19 protein-coding genes are annotated in these 22,479 nt (G+C 40.2%); 12 read left to right on the top strand and 7 right to left on the bottom strand.

From position 1 onward, the window contains the following. Positions 1 to 11 precede the first annotated feature (11 nt). From gldK to K8F54_RS07520, 4 genes are all read right to left on the bottom strand, one after another. Positions 12 to 1,385 carry a gliding motility lipoprotein GldK gene (gldK, locus tag K8F54_RS07535; protein ID WP_290789097.1) on the bottom strand — a complete coding sequence of 458 codons (1,374 nt, stop codon included), beginning with the start codon at positions 1,383 to 1,385 and terminating at the stop codon, positions 12 to 14. A 114-nt stretch (positions 1,386 to 1,499) separates the two neighbouring features. After that, positions 1,500 to 2,663, bottom strand: a complete 1,164-nt coding sequence (locus K8F54_RS07530) for a formimidoylglutamase (RefSeq protein ID WP_363299467.1) — start codon at positions 2,661 to 2,663, stop codon at positions 1,500 to 1,502. After that, positions 2,663 to 5,158 (bottom strand): type I DNA topoisomerase, encoded by a 2,496-nt coding sequence (topA, locus tag K8F54_RS07525; protein ID WP_290789095.1) that lies wholly within the window; start codon positions 5,156 to 5,158, stop codon positions 2,663 to 2,665. The genes K8F54_RS07530 and topA overlap by 1 nt, the downstream gene beginning before the upstream one ends. Positions 5,159 to 5,256: 98 nt before the next feature. Further along, positions 5,257 to 6,048 (bottom strand): hypothetical protein, encoded by a 792-nt coding sequence (locus K8F54_RS07520; protein ID WP_290789093.1) that lies wholly within the window; start codon positions 6,046 to 6,048, stop codon positions 5,257 to 5,259. Positions 6,049 to 6,198: 150 nt separating this feature from the next. Between K8F54_RS07520 and miaB the strand changes: the two genes are divergently transcribed. The 12 genes from miaB to K8F54_RS07460 all read left to right on the top strand — a co-directional run bounded on the left by miaB (position 6,199) and on the right by K8F54_RS07460 (position 19,342). After that, positions 6,199 to 7,647, top strand: a complete 1,449-nt coding sequence (gene miaB / locus K8F54_RS07515; protein WP_290789091.1) for a tRNA (N6-isopentenyl adenosine(37)-C2)-methylthiotransferase MiaB — start codon at positions 6,199 to 6,201, stop codon at positions 7,645 to 7,647. A gap of 29 nt (positions 7,648 to 7,676) precedes the next feature. Then, entirely contained in the window at positions 7,677 to 8,951 is a 1,275-nt protein-coding gene (locus K8F54_RS07510; protein WP_290789089.1) for a sigma-54 dependent transcriptional regulator, read from the top strand. Beyond that, the gene (locus K8F54_RS07505; RefSeq protein ID WP_290789087.1) at positions 8,951 to 9,463 is read left to right on the top strand and encodes an LptE family protein; all 513 of its coding nucleotides are present in this window, start codon (positions 8,951 to 8,953) and stop codon (positions 9,461 to 9,463) included. The genes K8F54_RS07510 and K8F54_RS07505 overlap by 1 nt, the downstream gene beginning before the upstream one ends. Before the next feature lie 3 nt (positions 9,464 to 9,466). Further along, on the top strand, positions 9,467 to 10,351 hold the full coding sequence (locus K8F54_RS07500) for a hypothetical protein (RefSeq protein WP_290789085.1): 885 nt from the start codon (positions 9,467 to 9,469) through the stop codon (positions 10,349 to 10,351). Beyond that, positions 10,348 to 10,701, top strand: coding sequence for a preprotein translocase subunit SecG (secG, locus tag K8F54_RS07495; protein ID WP_290789083.1), 354 nt, complete (start codon positions 10,348 to 10,350; stop codon positions 10,699 to 10,701). Before K8F54_RS07500 ends, secG begins: the two co-directional genes overlap by 4 nt. 242 nt (positions 10,702 to 10,943) lie before the next feature. Further along, on the top strand, positions 10,944 to 11,159 hold the full coding sequence (locus K8F54_RS07490) for a hypothetical protein (protein ID WP_290789081.1): 216 nt from the start codon (positions 10,944 to 10,946) through the stop codon (positions 11,157 to 11,159). Between the two features lie 213 nt (positions 11,160 to 11,372). Further along, positions 11,373 to 12,539, top strand: a complete 1,167-nt coding sequence (locus K8F54_RS07485; protein ID WP_290789079.1) for a T9SS type A sorting domain-containing protein — start codon at positions 11,373 to 11,375, stop codon at positions 12,537 to 12,539. 4 nt (positions 12,540 to 12,543) lie between these two features. Continuing rightward, entirely contained in the window at positions 12,544 to 13,188 is a 645-nt protein-coding gene (locus K8F54_RS07480; RefSeq protein WP_290789077.1) for a hypothetical protein, read from the top strand. Between the two features lie 106 nt (positions 13,189 to 13,294). After that, positions 13,295 to 16,384 carry a T9SS type A sorting domain-containing protein gene (locus K8F54_RS07475; RefSeq protein ID WP_290789075.1) on the top strand — a complete coding sequence of 1,030 codons (3,090 nt, stop codon included), beginning with the start codon at positions 13,295 to 13,297 and terminating at the stop codon, positions 16,382 to 16,384. Positions 16,385 to 16,600: 216 nt separating this feature from the next. Further along, positions 16,601 to 16,876 (top strand): co-chaperone GroES, encoded by a 276-nt coding sequence (locus K8F54_RS07470; RefSeq protein WP_290789073.1) that lies wholly within the window; start codon positions 16,601 to 16,603, stop codon positions 16,874 to 16,876. A gap of 32 nt (positions 16,877 to 16,908) precedes the next feature. Next, complete coding sequence (gene groL / locus K8F54_RS07465) at positions 16,909 to 18,537, top strand: chaperonin GroEL (protein ID WP_290789071.1); 1,629 nt, start codon at positions 16,909 to 16,911, stop codon at positions 18,535 to 18,537. 142 nt (positions 18,538 to 18,679) lie between these two features. Then, positions 18,680 to 19,342: a DUF6090 family protein gene (locus tag K8F54_RS07460; protein ID WP_290789069.1), complete on the top strand. Its 663-nt coding sequence runs from the start codon at positions 18,680 to 18,682 to the stop codon at positions 19,340 to 19,342. On the opposite strand, the gene K8F54_RS07455 is transcribed toward K8F54_RS07460, so the two are convergent. From K8F54_RS07455 to K8F54_RS07445, 3 genes are all read right to left on the bottom strand, one after another. After that, on the bottom strand, positions 19,339 to 19,551 hold the full coding sequence (locus tag K8F54_RS07455; protein ID WP_290789067.1) for a hypothetical protein: 213 nt from the start codon (positions 19,549 to 19,551) through the stop codon (positions 19,339 to 19,341). The genes K8F54_RS07460 and K8F54_RS07455 overlap by 4 nt on opposite strands. Before the next feature lie 307 nt (positions 19,552 to 19,858). Then, positions 19,859 to 20,209 (bottom strand): heavy-metal-associated domain-containing protein, encoded by a 351-nt coding sequence (locus tag K8F54_RS07450; protein ID WP_290789065.1) that lies wholly within the window; start codon positions 20,207 to 20,209, stop codon positions 19,859 to 19,861. Between the two features lie 2 nt (positions 20,210 to 20,211). Beyond that, entirely contained in the window at positions 20,212 to 22,479 is a 2,268-nt protein-coding gene (locus K8F54_RS07445) for a TonB-dependent receptor (protein WP_290789063.1), read from the bottom strand.

The following is a 22,479-nucleotide window of genomic DNA, read 5'->3' as shown; positions in this document are numbered from 1 at the left end:
TTAGAGTGCTATTAGCGAGCGTCTCCTAGTTTTTCGTTTAGTACTACATCGGTTCCCATATAGTCTTGAACCGTTCTGAAGCCAATATAACTTCTTGCAGAATCGGCATACTCGTAGTCACGAGTACTTACCTGCAAGAAATAAGCAACATCTTTCCAAGAACCTCCACGAACTACTTTACGAGCATTTTCCTCGTCGTTGACATTGGGGTTCATTGTTGACGTGTATTCGTAAGAAGCAGCGTCATAAGAAGAAGCTACCCATTCACTTACGTTCCCTGCCATATTATACAGGTTATAGTCGTTTGGCTCGTATGCATCGGCCTCAACCGTATACAATGCCTGATCGGCTGCATAATCTCCACGTAATGGCTTAAAGTTTGCTAAGAAACAACCTCTGTCGTTCTTTGCATACGGACCACCCCAAGGAAAGGTTGCCGATTCCAGACCACCTCGAGCCGCATATTCCCACTCTGCCTCTCCCGGAAGACGGAAAGAGTTTACATGGTTACGGTTTCTTGATTTTTGATACGAATTCTTATATAATGTTCTCCAAGCACAGAAAGCCTTTGCCTGTTTCCAATTCACTCCTACAACCGGATAATCTCCATATGCCGCATGCCAGAAGTAGTCATTGTGCATCGGTTCGTTATAGGAATAGTTAAAGTCTTTAATCCAAACGGTGGTATCTGGATAGATATTCACTTCTTCTTTTTTGATGAAGTCTTTTCGTCGCTTGCTTTTATCTCTCGCCGCCGCTTGAATATCCATATAGGTATACTGGAACTTCAATTTTTCGACATCGATGGTTCGTTGTCCATTATAGGCTTCTTCGGCAGGGATATACATAGTGTCCATTACTTCCGAATAATATTCGTCGGGGTATTCACTTGTGTCCCAAATTAGATCTACATCACGATTGATCTTTCTACCCGCGTAGAAATCTTCTCCCATTCCATAGTAATTGTCGTACATATATTGGTCATACGGAGTCATTTCGGTATTTTCCTGATCTACAAAAGCAAATTCACCTATACCACCATCTCCGGGTGTAGCGCCCACTTCATCGGCCAGTATTGCCAATTTAAGACGTACCGTAGAGTCGCGAACCCAATTTACAAATTGAAGATACTCCGAATTGGTAATTTCGGTTTCATCCATATAGAATGAACGCACTGTAACCGTTTTGGTTGGTGCGTCGTTTACCGCTACAAAATCATCGTCTGCCTTACCCATGATGAAAGACCCACCAGGGATAAGCGTCATACCGTAAGGCTTTTGAGGATACCATTTCTTCCCTTTTGCGCCAACTAGTTCACCCCTGTCTCCAGAGTTACAACTAAACATAAACGCAACAATCGCAGTTAATGCAATAAACTTCTTCATAGGTATTTAGGTTAAATTTTCGAGATTCAAGGGCGTAAACCTATTTATAAAATTTTAAAAAAACAACAATTTTCTTAAAAAACCCTTAAAGCTCGTTTTACTTAGTTCGTTTGGTTATACTTCATTCTTTCGGCGGGCTTTATACCACCGCTCAGGAATCTCCTGATTTGTTGCACTCAAATATTCGCCATAAGTGCATGGTAATAACGTTCTACTTTTTAATTTATTATTAGCATTTGAAATAAAAGGCAATTCTATCCACCAACGACCCGTTTTATTACTTTTTTTAAATACGAGTACTTCATCATCAACAGGAACCTTATACGTTGTATAGAGATCGGCATTGCCAAAGTCCTCATCGGCAATTCTAAAATTAACCCCTTCTACAAAATACCAAAGCATCTGGGCCACCAACATAGCCCCACTTTCGGCGCCCTGGTAATCGGCTAATTCATAAACGCCAAAGGAAGTTGATTTATTACTAATGCCGGCATATCTTGCAATGGCACATATTTCCCGGCCGTCAAACCCGTTAGGACTTGCACTATTCTTATAACTTATTTCCGCACTTTTTATTGCGGTCACATCTATGGCTACAATATCAGTATTTCTCAAAATAGGTTCCACCAAAGTAATATCGGCAGTTACCTCACCCAATCGATACGCATCGAAATAGAGTTTTTCCATCAAGGCAATCTCTTCGGGAGGGTTAAAATACGATTGGTACCCAATCACACTATAATTAAAGAGATTGTACGGTTTGTCTACAATCACTTTTCCTACATACGACTTATTCGAAATAGGCTTTTCGGCATCACCCAGATCAAAATTACAATCGACATTGACCATATTTACCATCGTACCCACACTATCGTAGGCCCTGTATTGTGCATATAGCAAATCTTGACTACCACCTAAAATAAGCGGGATGATCTTTTTCTTCAGTAAGGCAGTAAGCACTGTTCGCATCGCGAAATAGGTGTCGGTAACGGCTTCACCCTTCTCAATATCACCTATATCTACCATTTTATGCGACCAGTTTCCGGGATATAGACTGTACAATGCCTTTCTAAAGGCATCGAAAGAGACCTCCTTACCTATATAATTAACATCATTTCGATTTTCCTTAACACCCAGCAGTGCAAATTTTACGTTCGCCAAATCCGGAAGCGCCCCTTTTTTATGATGGATCTCAATCTGTTTCCCCAAGACACCGGCGGGCAAGATCTCTCTATGCGCAAGGACAGCTTTCGAAATAGGGCTTAGAAACTCAATCATTATTTTTTCTTAGAAGTAGTTTTTTTCTTTGCTGCTTTTTTCTTCGGGGCTTTCTTTTCGATAAGGGCTTGTGCTTCCTCCAGTGTTATCTTATCTGCCTTGGTCGATTTGGGCAATTCAACCTTAGTCTTTCCCTTTATCAAATTAAAACGACCCCATCGAGCCTTTTCAATTCGAATTCCTTCTGCGGGCCATTCATTGACTAACTTATCAATTTCCTTTTGCTTTTTATCTTCGATAAGTTGTTTTATATCTGCTTCGGAAAGATTGTCAAAATCGTACTTCTTGTTCACATTGATGAACATATTGTTCCATTTTATAAAAGGACCGAAACGACCTGTTCCTTTTTGAACGGGCAAATTTTCGTATACATAGATAGGTGCATCGGCCTTTTTCTTTTCTTCGATCATTTCTTTGGCCATGGTCATATCAACGTCCAGAGGATCCACACCTTTTGGCAGGGAAATAAACTTTTTACCCAGTCGTATATAGGGTCCGAAGCGTCCATTGTTTACCTCCACCTCTTCATTGTCATATACCCCTAGGGTTTTCGGAAGTTTAAACAAATCCATCACTTCTTCAAAGGTCACCAAATGCAATTGTTGATCCGGCCGTAAGCTGGCAAATTTCTTTTCGTCGTCGTCCGGCGCGCCAATTTGTGCCATGGGGCCAAATTTCCCCAAGCGCACTAAAACTGGCTTTCCTGTTTCGGGATCATCTCCCAAAATACGCTCACCACTTTCTCGGTCTGCATTTTCCGAAACATCTTCCACTCTAGGGTGAAACTTTCCGTAGAAGTCTTTCATCATTTGCTTCCACTCCTCCTTGCCTTCGGCTATATCATCAAAATCCTGTTCCACCTTGGCCGTAAAATTATAATCGAGTATGCTGGAGAAATGTTCCACCAAAAAGTCGTTCACAATCAATCCAATATCGGTAGGCACCAGTTTTCCCTTATCGCTTCCTACGGTCTCCTTTAATTTTTTTTCTGAAATTTTTTGAGATGTCAAGATCAATTGCAGATACTTTCGCTCCACGCCCTCGATCGTTCCCTTTTCAACATAATTCCGATTGATGATCGTAGAAATGGTTGGTGCGTAGGTGGAAGGACGGCCAATGCCCAGTTCTTCCAGTTGCTTCACCAAGGAAGCTTCGGTATAGCGATACGGCGGCCTTGTAAAACGTTCGGTTCCCGTGATGTATTCATTCTCCAAGCTATCGCCTGTTGAAAGTTTAGGCAGCATCCCTTCTTGTTCTTCTTCTTCAAAATCGGTTCCTTCCAAATACACTTTTAGGAAACCGTCAAATTTTATCATTTCACCATTGGCGGCAAAGTGTTCTTCTATCTTTTCAGACGCCTGAATGCCAATCTTGACATTGGTGCGTTCCAACTGCGCATCACTCATCTGAGATGCCAAGGTTCGCTTCCAAATAAGGTCGTACAATCTCGCCTGGTCATAATCTCCTTCAATTGTTTGTCGGGACATATCGGTAGGACGAATCGCCTCATGGGCTTCCTGGGCGTTTTTTGACTTTCCTTTAAAATTTCGGGGATGGCAATACTGACTTCCATAGGAAGACTCAATCTCTTTTTGGGCCGCATTTTTTGCGTCATTGGAAAGGTTTACACTGTCGGTACGCATATAGGTAATTAGACCTGCTTCGTACAAACGTTGAGCAATGGTCATGGTTTTCCCTACTGAAAAATATAATTTCCTAGCTGCTTCCTGCTGAAGCGTAGAGGTGGTAAACGGTGGCGACGGTGATTTTTTTGCCGGTTTTTTTACCAGCTCCGAAACCGTATAAGAAGCACCAATATTCTTCCGAAGGAATTCACGCGCTTCGGCTTCGGTATCAAAATTCTTAGGCAATTTGGCTTTAAAGGAATTCCCTTCCGAAGTGATAAATTCGGCATCAATACGATAGGATCCAACCGGTGTAAAGGCTTCGATCTCCCGTTCGCGTTCTACGATCAACCGCACTGCCACAGATTGAACACGGCCGGCAGACAGCCCTCCTTTCACCTTTCTCCACAATACAGGGGATAATTCATATCCTACCAAACGATCGAGCACACGGCGCGCCTGCTGCGCATTCACCAAATTATAATCAATCTGACGCGGATTCTCAATGGCCTTTAGAATAGCCGATTTGGTGATCTCATGAAAAACGATTCGTTTTGTCTTTTCACTATCTAGGTCCAAAGTTTCGGCCAAATGCCAAGCGATGGCCTCTCCTTCTCGGTCCTCATCACTCGCCAACCACACCATCTCTGCCTTCTTGGCCAGTGATTTTAATTCTCTCACCAAACTTTTCTTATCACTCGAGACAATATATTTAGGAGTAAAATCACCCTCTACATCTACACCCAATTCCTTTGATGGAAGATCGGCAATATGTCCGAAGCTGGACGCTACCTTAAAATCTTTTCCGAGAAATTTTTCTATAGTTTTTGCTTTTGCAGGCGACTCAACGATCACTAAATTCTTTGCCATGTTCATGTAGTTTGGGCTACAAAAGTATCTTTTTTTTTTAATACGCAACTTGAACCTTAGAAAATAAGGGTTCTGTTAACACCGCAATGTACATGCTTTTAGGAAGTGACCTGCGTAGTATTTTCTTCCGGAACATCATCAAACCCTAGCGCATCTTTGTAAACGTAATACATAGGAATGTGTACAAAATAGGCTGTAAAAAACACCCCGACAATACACAATAAGATACCCAATTGCGCAATTAAGGAGGAGATAATTATGAGTCCGAAGATCGTTAACCAAAATTTATGGCCCAATTTAAAACTCGCCTTTACCAAGTCGGAGACAGACATTTCGGGGTGAAAAGCATAGAAGACAACGAGCAATTGCAGAGGGACCATAACATAAAATATAGGTAGATAGCAGGCCAATGTAGCCAGCAATGCAATTCCGAAGGAAGCCAATGACAAAAGAATCAATTTCATATAATTTCCCTTAATAAGAGAAAAATACCCCCCAACATCTTCAGCCGAACCGGTATCCACCTTTTTTAATACCTTGACGAAGTGCGCGGTAATTCCTAAGACAAAGGCCTGAGCCAAAAAGATAATCACCAAAACGACTATTACATAAACGATTAAAAAAGGAATATAGGGCGCTAAATTAGGCTCTCTGTAAAAACCATAATCATCGTAATACCCATACGAATCGAAGCCGCCCATTTGAAATATAAATAGGATATAAGGAATATAAATTAATAGAATTACCGGAAGCATTACCGCCAGTGTAATGAGCACATGATATAAGGCCTGTTCCCACACCTTTTTAAACAATTCAAAACTTTTGGAAAGAATAGCACCAAAATCCGGTTTTTTTGCGTTTTCAATTTTCGTGAAGATAGGATGTTCCATGATTTTTTAAGTTAGCTGTTGTAAATTTACAAAAAAGAAATCTGCCACTTTGTCACATACCCCAATTTAATCGTATCTTTGCAACTGCCGGACAGAAACTGGCGTTATTATTGACGATAGGAATATGCTATCGATTGACGATTGTTATTTATGGAAGAGAAAATAATAGACGAAAAGAAGCAAGGACAAGCTTTAACATTAGAACCAAAGGAAGAGAACTCCCGGAAGCTTTACATTGAAAGTTATGGGTGCCAGATGAACTTTAGCGACAGCGAGATTGTTGCTTCCATACTCGCCGACGAGGGTTTTAACACTACCAACAAATTGGAGGATGCAGATCTCGTATTGGTCAATACCTGCTCTATTCGTGATAAGGCCGAACAATCGGTTAGAAAACGTCTGGAAAAGTACAATGCGGTTAAACGTAAGAACCCAAAAATGAAGGTAGGTGTCCTGGGTTGTATGGCAGAGCGTTTAAAGGATAAGTTCTTAGATGAAGAAAAGATCGTGGATATGGTCGTAGGACCAGATGCATATAAGGATCTTCCCAATTTGGTAAAGGAAATAGAAGCAGGCCGTGATGCCGTAAATGTAATTCTGTCTAAAGAAGAAACCTATGGTGACATTTCCCCTGTACGGTTAGGCACGAATGGTATTAACGCCTTGGTAAGTATTACGAGGGGTTGTGACAATATGTGTACGTTTTGTGTGGTGCCTTTTACCCGCGGACGTGAACGCAGTCGTGACCCGCAAAGCATCCTGTCCGAAATACAGGATTTAGCTGAAAAAGGATACAAGGAAGTGACACTGCTAGGACAGAATGTGGATAGTTATCTCTGGTATGGTGGCGGATTGAAGAAGGAGTTTAAAAATGCTTCCGAAATGCAAAAAGCAACTGCTACCAATTTTTCACAATTGTTGTCCTTGGTGGCCGAAGCACACCCAAAAATGCGCATTCGGTTTTCCACTTCGAATCCACAGGATATGACCCTCGATGTAATCCACACCATGGCGAAGTATCCAAATATATGTAACCACATTCATCTACCGGTGCAAAGTGGAAGCACTCGTATTCTAAAAGAAATGAACCGTCAACACACACGGGAAGAATATATTCAACTTATTGATGCGGTTCGGGAAATCATTCCTGACTGTGGCATTTCACAGGATATCATTACCGGATTTCCTACCGAAACAGACGAAGACCATCGAGACACACTTAGTCTGATGGAGTATGTGAAGTACGATTTTGGCTATATGTTTAAGTATTCGGAACGACCCGGAACCATGGCTGCCCGTAAATTGGAAGACGATATTCCCGAAGCTATTAAAAAACAAAGACTTACTGAAATTGTGGACCTACAACTGGAACACAGCGCATACCGAACCCATCAGTTTGTTGGGAAAACGGTAGAGGTTCTAATCGAAAAAGAATCGAAAAAGAGTGATGCACATTGGAGTGGTCGCAATCCGCAAAGTACCGTGACCGTTTTCCCAAAAGAGCACTATAGGCCGGGAGATTTTGTATTGGTACAGGTAGAAGATTGTACCGGGGCGACACTAATTGGAAACGCAATTGGATTTAGTGAGAATAATTAGTAAATAGTAATTTAAATTTTTCTAAGATAGTGGAAAACATTCAAGCAGTAAAACAACGATTCGGAATTATAGGAAACGATCCTAAACTAAACCGTGCCGTGGAAAAAGCTGTACAGGTGGCACCTACGGACATTTCGGTTTTGGTGACCGGTGAAAGCGGTGTGGGAAAGGAAAGTATTCCAAAGATAATCCATTCACTATCACACCGGAAGCACGGAAAATATATAGCAGTGAATTGTGGCGCCATCCCTGAAGGAACCATAGACAGTGAGTTGTTCGGACACGAAAAAGGGGCCTTTACCGGCGCCACGGCTACACGTAGTGGTTATTTTGAAGTAGCAGACGGTGGCACTATTTTTCTGGATGAGGTAGGAGAACTTCCACTTCCTACCCAGGTGCGTTTGTTACGTGTTTTGGAAAATGGCGAATTTTTGAAGGTAGGCTCTTCTAAGAGCCAGAAGACGGATGTGCGAATTGTGGCAGCGACAAACGTAATTATGGGTGATGCCATTGACAAAGGAAAGTTTAGGGAAGACCTGTATTATCGATTGAGTACTGTGGAAATTAATTTACCTCCCTTACGGAAGCGCAGTGAAGACATACACCTGCTATTTCGAAAGTTTGCAGCCGACTTTGCCCAAAAGTATAAAATGCCAACGATCCGCTTAAAGGAAGATGCCGTAAGTCTGTTATTACAATATCGCTGGGGTGGAAATATACGTCAGCTGCGAAACGTGGCCGAGCAAATCTCGGTCTTAGAACACGAAAGAGAGGTATCCTATAAAACCTTAAAACATTATCTTCCTGATGTAGGAAGTAATTTACCGGCGGTAATCACTTCGAAGAAGGCGCAAAGTGACTTTAGTAGCGAGCGAGAGATTTTGTACAAAGTCCTTTTTGATATGCAACGCGATGTGAACGATTTAAAGAAGCTTACCCTCGAGCTTATGAAGACAGGTAATGCTGCAAAGGTTCAGGAAGAGCAGTCTTCGCTAATCAATAAGATTTATAACGAAGAAAAAAGCCATCAGCAGGATTTGGCTTCAATTATAGAGGAAGAAGAACAAGAAGCACAGGATGTGGAAGTAGTAAGTATAGCAGCCTCCCCTTCGGAAGTAAAAAAAGGTAATTACGATTTTGCCGAAGAGATTGAGGAAGAAGAAAATCTTTCCCTTCAGGAAAAAGAATTAGAACTCATTAAGAAATCACTGGAGAAATACCACGGAAAACGGAAAGATGCAGCAGACGAGTTGGGCATTTCGGAACGAACGCTGTACCGGAAGATAAAACAATATAACCTCTAATGAAATACGTTAAAAATATTCTTATTTTACTGTTGTTCGTAAATGTGGTACAAGGATGCAAGTATTATTCATTTACTGGAGCCGATATAGATTATTCGAAGACTAAGACCTTTCAGGTAAGTTATTTTCAGAACAATGCGCCAATTGTAGAGCCCGGAATTGCACGAGATTTTACACAGGAATTGCAGGATTTATTACTGAATCAGACGAGTTTAGACCTGGTGAACAACAACGGCGATCTGGTTTACGAAGGTGAGATCACTCAATATTATATTGCGCCTATTACGGCGACTTCACAAAGTACTGCAGCACAAAACCGACTCACCATTAGTGTGAATGTTCGATTTTACAATACGCAAAACGAAGACAAGGATTTTGAACAGCGTTTTTCCTTCTATTACGATTACCCCGGAGGGACACAACTTACCGGCTCTAGGCTGGATGATGCCGTAGCCGTTATTTTTGAACGGATCACACAAGATATTTTTAATAAATCCTTGGCAAACTGGTAAATTTTGAACACCTCTACCTATACATATCTGCTTGCAAATCCTCAGGAAATTAAAAAAGAGGAGGTAGCCGGTTTGGCTTCGGTGATAGAGAAATATCCTTATTTTCAGAGTGCGCGAGCACTTCAGCTTAAGGGATTAAAAAATGAAAAGAGTTTTCTGTACAACGACTCCTTGAAGATTACAGCGGCCTATACCACAGATCGCGATATTTTGTTTGAATATATTACTTCGGAACGCTTTGTGCAAAATGAAATTGCTCAGGTAATACAGCAACACGATGCGGCCATCTTGGAGTTAGATGTGGTAACTGAAGATGTTTCGGAACAGCTAAGTGTGGCTTTGGACAATCAAATGAAGGTCGAACTTAAAAAGGCCGACGCCATCTTTAATCCCGAATTATTTCAACGAAAGTTAGCATCGGTTAAGGATTTGGCAGAACCTCGGAAGGAGGAACAAACGGAGCCGATAAACAAGCCAGAAACAGCTTTGGAATTGAATAAGCCGTTGGAATTCAAGAAAACGGATACGCATTCATTTGGCGAATGGTTGAAACTGACTTCGGCCACACCTATTAAACGATCTAATGATGAAGAAACTATTTCTGCGCAGACGCGAAAGTTTCAATTGATCGAAAAATTCATTCAGCAGAAGCCAAAAATAAAGCCTGCGGAGCAATTTTCGGCACAAAAAGACTTGTCCGAGCCTTATACGCACGCTTCCGAAGCTCTCATGACAGAGACATTAGCAAAGGTATACCTGCAACAAAAGAACTATTCGAAAGCAATACAAGCATATAAAATTTTAATTTTGAAATATCCCGAAAAAAGTGGTTTCTTTGCAGACCAAATTCGGGCAATTAAAAAATTGATTAATACAGAGGAACAATGAGTACGTTTACCATATTTTTGATCTTGATTATTTTCGTAGCCTTCTTACTCGTAGTAGTAGTGATGGTTCAAAACCCAAAAGGAGGCGGATTGTCTTCGTCTTTCGGTGGTGGTGGCACTCAGCAATTGGGTGGTGTTAAAAAAACAACCGACTTCCTAGATAAGAGTACATGGACACTTGCAGCCTTGATGTTGGCACTTATCCTATTGTCGAACATTCCTATCATGGGTACAACGGCATCAAATGATACGTTTGAAGATGCTATCGAGAATGTAATTCCACCTCCGGCAGATACAACTACAGACATTCCGGCCGATGGAACGACCCCACAGGGAGCCGACAACAACTAGTTGATACTAAAAAATTTACAATATGCCGACTCGAAACGAGTCGGCATTTTTGTTTAGTGTACTCTTTATATATTTAATAATCGGTACAACCGAATCGTAGTGTTCTCCCCGGTTTAATTTTGTTCATCCTGTCTATAAGTATTCCATTTCGCATGAAAGACACAAGATGAATCTTTAAATTCCGCAACATTTCCGCATCGCAAAATCTTGGCATAGTAAAAGGAACCACCAATTGGTTCTCCATGGAAGTTTTTGCCGAGGTTGGTTATTTTTATTTGAGTATGCCAGTTCCCGATACTTCAGATTATATAAAAAAATATACAGTAGGTATCCCTTTACAAACTAGGTTTCGGTTTTTGGCTTCCAATAAAATTAATGTAGGACTCGATATCTACGGAAATATAAATGGAGCAGGAAGCATAATTGCACTTGGCCCCTTTGTACCGTGGACTCCTTAAGCTATTCTTAGCGTATTCTTTACACTTAAAATAAATGTAATAAGGTCGTAATTCGTTAATTACGACTTGAAATCATTTGACAATTTCCTTATTTATTGTACTTTAGGATTACATAAAAAAAATCTTCTCCCCTTTTTGATAAAAAAAAGCAGTAAATCATGAACCACAGTTTCAGCATTGTATAATTGACGAAAGGTCTTTAAATTATTTTTTATGAATCAGGTTGCACCATTCCTATTTCTTGTTTTCTTTTCGAGTTTTATAGCCACTCATGCGCAGATTGTATCCATACCAGATGCGAGTTTTAAAGACAAATTGATAAACCATATTCCATTAATAGATACAAATATGGATGGGGAAATTCAGGTGAGTGAAGCTGAAGCGTTTACAGAAACGATAGATGTAAGCGGCACATCTGCTGTACCCGGTAGCATAAGCGACCTCACTGGTATAGAAGCCTTTGTCAATATTGAAGGTTTGGCTTGTGACTATAATGACATCACTGAATTAAATCTAAGCAGCAATAGTGCACTATTGGAAGTAAGTAGTAGCCACAATATGATTGCTGCTGTTAATTTGACAGGAAACCCCTTGCTGAGAACACTTTCAATTTCTGAAAACGCTATAACGAATGTGGATCTAAGTGCAAACACAGATTTGTTTTTCTTTCAATGTAACTATTGCAATTTAAACACGCTGGATCTAAGTAATAATCCTGCCTTACAGTTTTTATATGTTCAAGGCAATGCCATTACATCGTTAGACCTTAGCGGGAATCCCGGTTTGTTTATTGTAAACCTTGATAACAACCAGCTTGCATCTGTTGATGTAACAGGAAGCCCTTTACTTGACTTTTTGTTTTGCAGGGGAAATAATTTACAACAATTGGATCTAAGCAACAATGTAAATCTACGGCGCTTGGATTGTAAATCGAATAGCGTACTTACCTATATCAACCTACGAAACGGGAATAACGATCAGCTATTCATCGATGGTGCGCAAGCCAGTAATTTTGAAGACCTTCCGGCACTGGAAACGGTCTGTTTGGATGATGCAGGTTCGCCCTTGGCTACTTATATTACAACACAAGTAGGGCATTCGGTAACGTTTATTGAGGATTGTAATCTTGGTATTTCCGAAAATGTTGCTGTATCATTTTATGCCTATCCTAATCCTACCAAGGGTATTTTAAATATTAGGTCACATAATTCCGTTATAAGGGTAGCTATTTATTCCATTCAAGGGAAATTAGTACACAGCGAGGAAGTAAACGCAAACCGTATTACCTTAGACTTGTCGCCTTTGAATCAAGGAATATATTTTTTAAAAGCGTACGATACATTTGGAAATAGAGAACTTAGAAAAATCATTAAAAAATAAAAATATGAAAAACATATGTTTTAAAAGAGGAGTCATATTCGCTTTGACTATGGTGCTCATAGCTTCGTGTGGCAAAGAAAACACTGAACCCTATTATGCTTTCGACAGTGCCGATTATGAGTTTATTCCTAACAATTATGAGGAAATTGGAACCATCTATCGATTTAGAAACGATAACAACCACGAAATTAGAATACAAGTATTGTATTATAACTTCAATAAAGAATTTGACAATAGTTACGGATTTGGCCAAAATGGAGGAGGCGCCGGCTATTTTTACGACAATTTGTTGATTGAAATAAAGCTAATGGATTTTTCGGTGGATGGGCAAATAGATGGGTTTTGCGACAGAATATATATTCATTATTTCAAATATTCAGATGAATTGTATATTGAAACCGAAATTCCCACCTACGAAGCGCCAACTTGTTTACTTGACGGGTTCAATGATACATCTCCATTTGACAACCTAAGCACAATGGAAATAGGCGCTACTGTTTTCAACAAAGTGAAAACTGTTGAAACAAACAGTTACTTTTCACTTTACAACGATTCACAAATTGACAGACTTTATTTTGACTTTGATCATGGTATTATTGGTTTTGACGAAAGTCAGAACAACAATCAATACCGGCTTGTATTGGAGTAAACACTTGACAATAACACAATAAAAAAAGGATGCCACGGCAATGGCATCCTAGATAATAAATAAAACCAGTTCACACTATTGTTTCACCTATTAATACTTTAAAATTATGAAAAATCTTTCATTATGCACCGTTTTTTTCTTTTTCTTAACACAAATCTTCGCTCAAACTACTGAGGAGGTATCTATTGACAGCATGCTTGTCGATATTGACAAGACCCATTTTACATCGGGAGTTTTATACGACAGGGTCTATTCCTGGTCACAACTAGACAAATTTAACGACTCTATAAATATTTCGAACAAAAAATATTTTGAACAGGCGCTATATGAGCTCTTTAAGGCTTCAAATGAAGAAAAATTTGTTTCCCATAAGACGCTAAGAACCTATTACACACCGGATAGCTTACAAAATGTTGTGGATATTGGAGTAATCAATGCCATATATCATTCAGTAAATTATGTTGCCGGGAATGAAGATGAAGGAGGATTACAGATTTCAGCCAACAACAGGTTTGAAAAAATTAACAATGGGAAACCTGCATTTAATCAGAAGCACGTTTTCATGGTTGCTCCGCTGAAATTGAACCTCGTTGGGGAGGAATTTGTCTTTCACTTCGACCATAATTTTCTAATTGAAGAAGCCGAAGGTATGGAAATCACTGACCTAACTGCCAATTTCGATACATCCACCGATTACGCGCTAATGGCCAATGGTAGTATTGTTAATGAAAACATTCCAATCACCTACTCCGAAGGAGGAGAAAAAATACTTACACTAACGGCTACTTTTGGAAATGGTCAAACATTGACCACACAGAGCCTCTTAAAAACAAATGTGGTCACCCTACAACCACCGCAAAATTTAATTCAAGATTATACGCTGAATTCAAACTATCCATTTCAAGGATACGATGAAACTAGTGCAGTCCTCGGAAAGTTGGATTATCGCATATTTTATCATACCGATAATGGCAATAATCAAGCAACGCTATTGCGACCATTAATAATAATTGACGGTTTTGATCCGGGTGACAAAAGACAAATTCAAGATTCCGATCCACATCCCGACTATAATAATGAAGAACATGTCTCCATAGAAGAAATGATGACCTACGAAGACAGTTCGGGAAATACACACAATTTAATTGCCGAATTGAGAGCACTAGGTTACGATTTGGTCATTGTAAATCATCCCACTTATTGGAGAAACGGAGTTGCCATAGATGGCGGAGCTGATTATATTGAGCGTAATGCGCTTACACACGTTACCTTATACGAACACCTTAACGCTATTCTCGCTCAAAACAACAGTTCAGAAGAATTAGTGATCATTGGCCCTAGCATGGGAGGGCAAATTTCCAGATATGCTTTGGCATATATGGAGGGCAATAACATAGATCACAATACGCGACTGTGGGTGAGTGTGGACAGCCCGCACTTGGGAGCCAATATTCCGGTAGGTGCTCAAACATTGCTTAATGTCCTAAAAGATTATACGGATAGTAGCGAAGCTGAAGACTTCGTTGATTTACAATTGGGGTCCGCGGCTGCCAAACAGCAATTGATCGAGCAGCATAAAACAGAATACGTGGTATTCCCCTTCTTTCAATCTGTAGATGTGGGTCAAGAGTATTTAAATGGAAGAACCGTTTCTCAAGGGTTTTCTGAAAATAGAGGGCATCCTTTTTTTGTCCAGTACTACAACAACCTCTTCAACAATGGATTGCCTAACAGCAAAGGGTATCCACAAAACTTACGAAAAATAGCGGTCGTAAATGGCTCCCTTACCAACACGAAAGCCTATCAAAATCCTTACGAAAATAATGGAACGGGGATTAGTGGTTCTTTATTTTCAGACAATTTTGCATCTAATGGCGGGCAAACCTTCAAGATAAAGGGGTACACCAATGTTATAGGACATAGTGTTACCATGGAAACCTATTCAATGCCCACCAGCGGCAGTAATCATAAAATAGCCTATTTCAAAAAGTTAAGTGGTCTTGGATGGAGTTATTTCGACCGTTTTATAGCTAATAATAATTCGAGAGGGAATTTGGATAATACGCCCGGAGGTTGGTTCCCAACACAAAGAGATCTGGGTTATTCCATTGAAAACACAGTTCCTTGCGAATGGTTTATTGGCCAGATATGTGTGAACGATTGGAATATTTTTACGCTAGAACATGTGAATTCATTCATTCCCACCGCAAGTGCTCTTGGTTTCTTGAATCCCGATTTCAACTGGTCTCAAAAATTTAGTAGAAACTTAGTTTGTACAGGTGAAATACCATTTGACTCCTATTTTGGTCCGAAGGATAACGAACGGCATACCTCCTTTACCGCCGAAAGTATTGCTTGGCTTCTAGAAGAACTAGCCGGCAACGAACAAGCCCCAACGGTGTATCTGGAGCCAGATGACCTACAGGGCCCTACCGCTGTCTGCCCAAATAATCCGGTAACATATGATTTTGCATCCTGTCAAGCTCCTCCTGTATTGGATTGGGAAGTTTCCAATAATATTCAAATTTTGACTTCAGACGACACATCGGTAACTGTTCAAGCCTTCCCATCCTCACACAGCAACGGTTTTATCCGAGCCATATTTCCACACAATATTACAGTCCAAAAAGATGTATGGGTGGGTGCTCCGGGTGCTCCAGGATACCTAAATGGTCCCGAAATAGTAACCTCAGGGGCATTGGCCTACTATAGTGGAGGAACCTCCGAAGGTGCAACTTCGTATGAATGGTGGCTTCCTTATCCTTTCGATGTAGTTGCTCCCATTGATTATTTCAACGACAACTGGCAAGTTTTGCCCAATGCGGGTAATGCCACTAACATTTTCACTGGTTATGCCGGAAATAATGGGTATGTTCAACTTATGGGGAAAAACCAATGTGGCCTAGGTGATGCAGCAATCCTATATGTCGAGCATGACAGTGGCGGTGGTGGTAACGTACCGGTAGCACCTTATCCAAATGTAGCCGATGCTGAATTTAACCTGGATTTTAGCACCTATGAGGAAGGAACCTACTATATCTATGTCTACGATATGTATTCGAATATCTATTATCAAGGAGAAAGTTCGAACATCGAAAAAACCATTAATACGTCAAATATTCCTAGTGGAACATACTATTTACACATCCACGACGGTAACGATGTTTCGGCCATGCAGTTGATTATTCAACATTAGGGTAGTTATTTAAATTTTTGTGAGGTTCAAAATGTAGTTAACTTGAAAGTCATTTCACGACTCCATTTAATTGCAACATTGATCCTAAGGTGCCGGCTTCTGACAAGCTGGCATCTTTTTTTTGAATCATGTCAGTTTTAAAGCACTGGCATAGTTTCTGCCTATACGAAGGTCGAAACAATCAAGGAATAATAACAATTTAAAACTATATTGAAAATGGCGTTAAAAATTCAACCACTTTCAGACAGAGTTTTGGTGCAGCCGCAAGAGGCCGAAACCAAAACCGCATCGGGCTTGTATATCCCCGATTCTGCTAAGGAAAAACCACAACAAGGCAAGGTCGTTGCCGTAGGAAAAGGCAAAGAAGATCACAAAATGACCGTTAAAGTGGGTGATGTAGTATTGTATGGAAAATACTCCGGAAGTGAATTAAAATTTGATGGCAAAGATTACCTCATCATGCGTGAGGATGATATTCTTGCAATTATTTAATTAGAATTAGTAACTACCAAAAATTTAAAAAAATGGCAAAAGACATAAAATTCGATGCGGAAGCTCGCGACAGTATTAAACGTGGGGTAGATGCTTTGGCAAATGCAGTAAAAGTAACCTTAGGTCCAAAGGGGCGTAACGTAATAATTAGTAAATCATTCGGTGCACCTCAAGTCACAAAAGATGGTGTAACAGTTGCAAAAGAGATAGAATTGGCGGATCCCTTAGAAAACATGGGAGCGCAAATGGTGAAAGAGGTAGCCTCTAGGACAAACGACTTGGCCGGAGACGGTACCACAACTGCGACCGTATTAGCACAAGCTATCGTAAAAGAAGGCTTGAAAAATGTGGCGGCAGGGGCGAATCCAATGGATTTGAAACGCGGAATTGACAAAGCAGTTGAAGCAATCGTAAAAGATCTGGGTAAGCAATCTACACAAGTAGGTAACTCCAGCGACAAGATCAAACAAGTTGCAGCCATTTCTTCAAATAACGACGATGTTATTGGCGAACTTATTGCCAAAGCTTTTGGGAAAGTTGGAAAAGAAGGAGTAATCACAGTTGAAGAAGCCAAAGGAACCGAAACCTATGTCGATGTGGTAGAAGGGATGCAATTTGACCGTGGATACCTATCTCCATATTTTGTAACCGACAGTGATAAAATGCAAACCGAACTGGAAAACCCAATGATTTTGTTGTACGACAAGAAGATCTCTTCCATGAAGGACCTCCTTCCGGTTTTAGAACCAGTTGCGCAGCAAGGAAAATCACTTTTAATCATTGCTGAAGATGTAGATGGAGAAGCATTGGCTACCTTGGTGGTAAACAAATTACGTGGATCTTTAAAAATTGCAGCCGTTAAGGCGCCTGGATTTGGAGACCGCAGAAAAGCCATGTTGGAAGACATCGCGGTGTTAACAGGTGGTACGGTTATTTCTGAAGAACGCGGATTTACCCTTGAAAACGCTACCATTGATATGCTTGGTTCTGCAGAGACCATTACCATCGACAAGGACAATACAACCATTGTAAATGGCGCAGGAAATAAGGCGGATATCAAAGCACGTGTGAATCAGATTAAAGCGCAGATCGAAACCACCACGAGTGACTACGACAAGGAAAAACTACAAGAGCGTTTGGCTAAATTGGCCGGCGGTGTCGCTGTGCTTTACGTAGGTGCTGCTTCGGAAGTGGAAATGAAAGAAAAGAAAGATCGTGTTGACGATGCACTTCATGCAACCCGTGCTGCTGTTGAAGAAGGTATTGTTGCCGGTGGAGGTGTTGCTTTAGTACGTGCTATCTCGGTACTGCAAAAACTTACTACTGAAACTTTAGACGAAGCAACCGGAATTCAAATCGTAGCCAGAGCTATCGAATCTCCCTTGCGAACAATCGTTGAAAACGCTGGTGGTGAAGGTTCGGTGGTAATTAACAAAGTGCTGGAAGGAAAAAAGAACTATGGGTATGATGCCAAGACCGAAACGTATGTAGATATGCTGAAGGCAGGGATTATCGATCCTAAAAAAGTTACGCGAATTGCCCTTGAAAATGCAGCTTCGGTAGCCGGAATGATCTTGACCACGGAGTGTGCCTTGGTAGACATTAAAGAAGATTCACCAGCCATGCCACCTATGGGTGGAGGCATGCCGGGGATGATGTAAGCCGGAACCCAGACTAGTAATACTAGATTCAGGTATAATTTATTGGAAAGGTCTTTGTGTTGAAACAGAGACCTTTTTCTTTTCATAAAATTGAATAGATTGCTTTAAAATTTCATAGTTTTAACCAACGAAGCTACTCCGTATGAAAAAGCTAAACTGGAAATATGCCCTAGGAGAAATTTTAATCGTTATTATAGGAATCACTATTGCCTTCAGTATGAATAAATGTGCCGGTGAATCTGAAAACAGCGCACAAAAGCAGCAATATCTCATCAATTTAAAAAATGATGTAGCAGCAGACAGGGAAAGGCTTCAGCAAATTGTTGTAGAACTAGATCGGAAAATAGAAACGGCAACGCGTATACTCCCTATATTGAATTCGGATCAACCCGATAAGATGAAGATCATTGGAGATATATTCTCCATTTCAACGATTTCAAATTTTTCGGCAAAGGATATTACCTATCAAACTTTGATTAATTCGGGCGATCTAAAACTCATTGACAATTTTGAACTCAAGACCGCTATCGAGGCTCACTATTCAAATTATAAAGTAATGATGAAGGATTATGAGCGCCAAGAAAATATTCACAAACAATATCTGGGAAATTATTTTATTCACCATGTGGATTATGATGCGTTTAAAAAAGGAATCTTCGGATTTGAAGACGAAAAACTACTGAAGAATATCATACAGAGTATGAACGGTTCCTTCGGAATAAAACGAAGTGCTACCAAAATCGGCATTGAAAGCTGCAATCAATTGTTACTAACACTTTCCGAAGCAATTGAGCAAGAAAACTAAGGAGACTTCTTTTTAAAAAGATGGTATACCGATAAAACCACCAATGTAGTAATCACCGGATAGATTACAAAAAGATCGGTACGCATCACCTGTTCTCCTCCATCGGGTTGCAACGCCAACCACTCCTGCATATATTGATCCCAAATTATCACCGCAATGATAGCGACAATGGTAATTCCGTATAACAAAAATAGCTTTATGTTCTTCATATCCTTAAAAATACAAAAAACCACCCTGTTTAAGGGTGGTGTATCATTGTTTTTTACATTTGGTTTATCGAAATAAACCGGTTGCGAGCTACTTCTTCTTAGCAGGAGCTTTCGCAGGAGCCTTTTTAGCCGGAGCTTTCTTAGCAGGGGCTTTCTTAGGTGTTGCCATAGTTTTGGATATTAAAAGATTCACCTAAATGTACATCACTTTTCGATTCAAAAAATATTTTTTATCGAAGATATGAACCAAAATATGAACAATACATATGCATATTTTGGCTCTTAAAAAACAAATTTTCTACCTGTTTTAGTGATCGTCTCTCACGGCTTGGTCTCTATACCTACAACAATCGTGAACACTGTTGTACGCTTCTTCCGTAGCTTTAATTTCATGGGTGTCATGGCCTACTGAAGCAATGCTAGTCTGTATCGCTGTTATATTTGTTTTGCGTTCATCAAAAATAAGGTTCAGCATATGTGTATCAACATTCCACACTGCCGATTTCACGCCTTTGGTATTTAATGAGGCCCTTTCAATACGCTGTTTACACATTCCACATATTCCATCTACTTCGATAGTAGCTCTGGCATTTTTGTCTTGAGAATAGAGCGTTGCTGTTGTTAACACAACTACTAATAGCATAAGTACTTTTTTCATAGTTAATTTAGTTTAAATCGCAAACCTGCATAATACATGCTTCCAAAAATTGGACCATATACAAAGGTAGTATCAAAATTTGGTCCAAATGGATTTTCAGCACTAATTATTGGGTTTTCTTGTTTGACATTTGTAATATTTTCACCTCCAAAATACAGCTCAAAATTATGAGACAGCACATTGGTTATTTGAGCGTTAAGTGTAGCTATAGTGGGTGAGTATTCAGGTAATTGATACGGTAGCGGATTGTCGCTGGTTTTTGAAAATCGCTGTTTTCCCAACCAATTAAAGGTCCCGTTAATCTTCCATTGGGATCCGTCCTCATGCGGATGAGTTTCATACGATAGATTTGCAAAAAACCGATGCTTTGGAGTGAGTGGTTTCTCCATCAATCCCGAACGATACTCCGTTTGCACATCATAAAATTTATAGGCCGTTCTAAAATCCAATCGGTCTAAAATGTTCATGCTAAATTCAGCCTGAAAACTGTTCGCGAAACTCTTCCCATCAAGGTTATAGAAACGCACCTCTTTCCTGTATTCCCAATCGACTACCACTTGATTTTGGAAATCGGTTCTATAGTAATCGAGTGTTATATCCGACTTTCTTCCGAAGAGATTAAACCCTTGCAAAAATGAAACTCCATAGTTCCAAGCAATTTCAGGATCTAATCCATAGATTTTTCCTCCCGTGCTTAAAATCTCAACACGCCGTGCGGTTGAAAACATACTCTGATTCTCCGTAAAGATATTGGCAGATCGCTTTCCTCTACCCACCGATGCCCTAAATGCCGATTTCCCCCATGGTGTATACCGAGCATGTATACGAGGCGTTAAAAACGTTCCCATTAAATTATGGTGATCTATCCGTACGCCGGCCGTTAGATTTAGACTTCCTAAATTATCATAGGCATATTCAAAAAAGGCTCCGACAGAATTTTCATCCCGCGCATAGTTCGTTGTATTGACCAACTCCTCATAATCATCGTAAGTAAAGCTTATACCGGTCTTTACTTTATGACGTGAGTCGCTTATAATCGAATTGTAGATCGCATTGGCATACACACTAGTGTGTGTTATATCATATGTGTTTAATCCAAAAAACGAGTTCTGTTCATGATTGCTAAAGGCCACTTGCAATCCGGCGCTTTGATACGGAATATCCGGGTTTACGTATCCCAACTTTGCAGAGATATCGTAGCGACGAGTATCGGTCTCGCTTAGCCAGGCATCTATATTTCCTATGCGCTTATGACCACCATCCGTATTTCCGTCTTCGTTGTTAGGATCGTAGCCTACTTGTCCGCTTTGCTTTTCATCATTCAAAAACCGAAAATTCAAAAAACTCACAAAGCCTTTTTCGGTATCGGTATACTGCCAGCGATTCATTACATTGACTTGTTTGGCCAATGGCATATCCAAAAAAGTATCGTGATTCGCATCATGCTTGTTGTCGAGCATATTTCCATGGAGATAAACTCCGGTACTCCATTTTTTTGATACGGGTAAATTTAAATGGGTATTCAGTTCCATCCTCCCTTCCACAGATCCATAGGCATTCACAAAGAGTTTATTGTCGGTAGTGGGTTTCTGTAATTCGGCGTTAATTTGTCCGGCGATACTTTCAAATCCATTGACCACACTTCCCGAACCTTTAGTTATTTGAATACTTTCTACCCAGGTTCCGGGAATAAAACTCAGTCCATAAGCTTGAGAAGCTCCTCGAATTGCAGGAATATTTTCGGTAGTAATTAAAATATAGGGGGTTGTTAATCCCAACATCTTGATCTGTCGAGTTCCGCTAATGGCATCGGCAAAATTCACATCGATGGAAGGGTTGGTTTCAAAACTTTCGGAAAGATTACAACAGGCGGCTTTTAGTAATTCCTTGCTACTTACATTGATCACATTTTCTGCAGCGATATAGGATAATGAACTCGATTTTCTTCGAGTTTGCACTGTCACTTCATCCAAACTGCTATTGGCTATCATGGTGTGACGAATCATCTTAGGTCTGGATATAAAAATGGTGTCGGTTTTATAACCGACAAAGCTTATCACCAATTGGCTATACCCTTTTTTATACGGAATCACAAAACTACCGTCATTATCGGTTATCGTCCCAACCGATTCGTCCAACCAATACACATTCGCACCAAAGAGACCAGTTTGTTCGTTCTTGTCGTTGGTTTCCATAATCATCCCTTCTAATTGATCCTGAGACCACATCACGAAGGGTAGAAATAGAAATATATATAATAGCTGTCTCAT

Source organism: Altibacter sp. (assembly GCF_019913785.1).
Lineage (GTDB): Bacteria > Bacteroidota > Bacteroidia > Flavobacteriales > Flavobacteriaceae > Altibacter.
The sequence above is the reverse complement of the archived record's forward strand: the minus strand, read 5'-3'. Positions and strand labels throughout refer to the sequence as shown.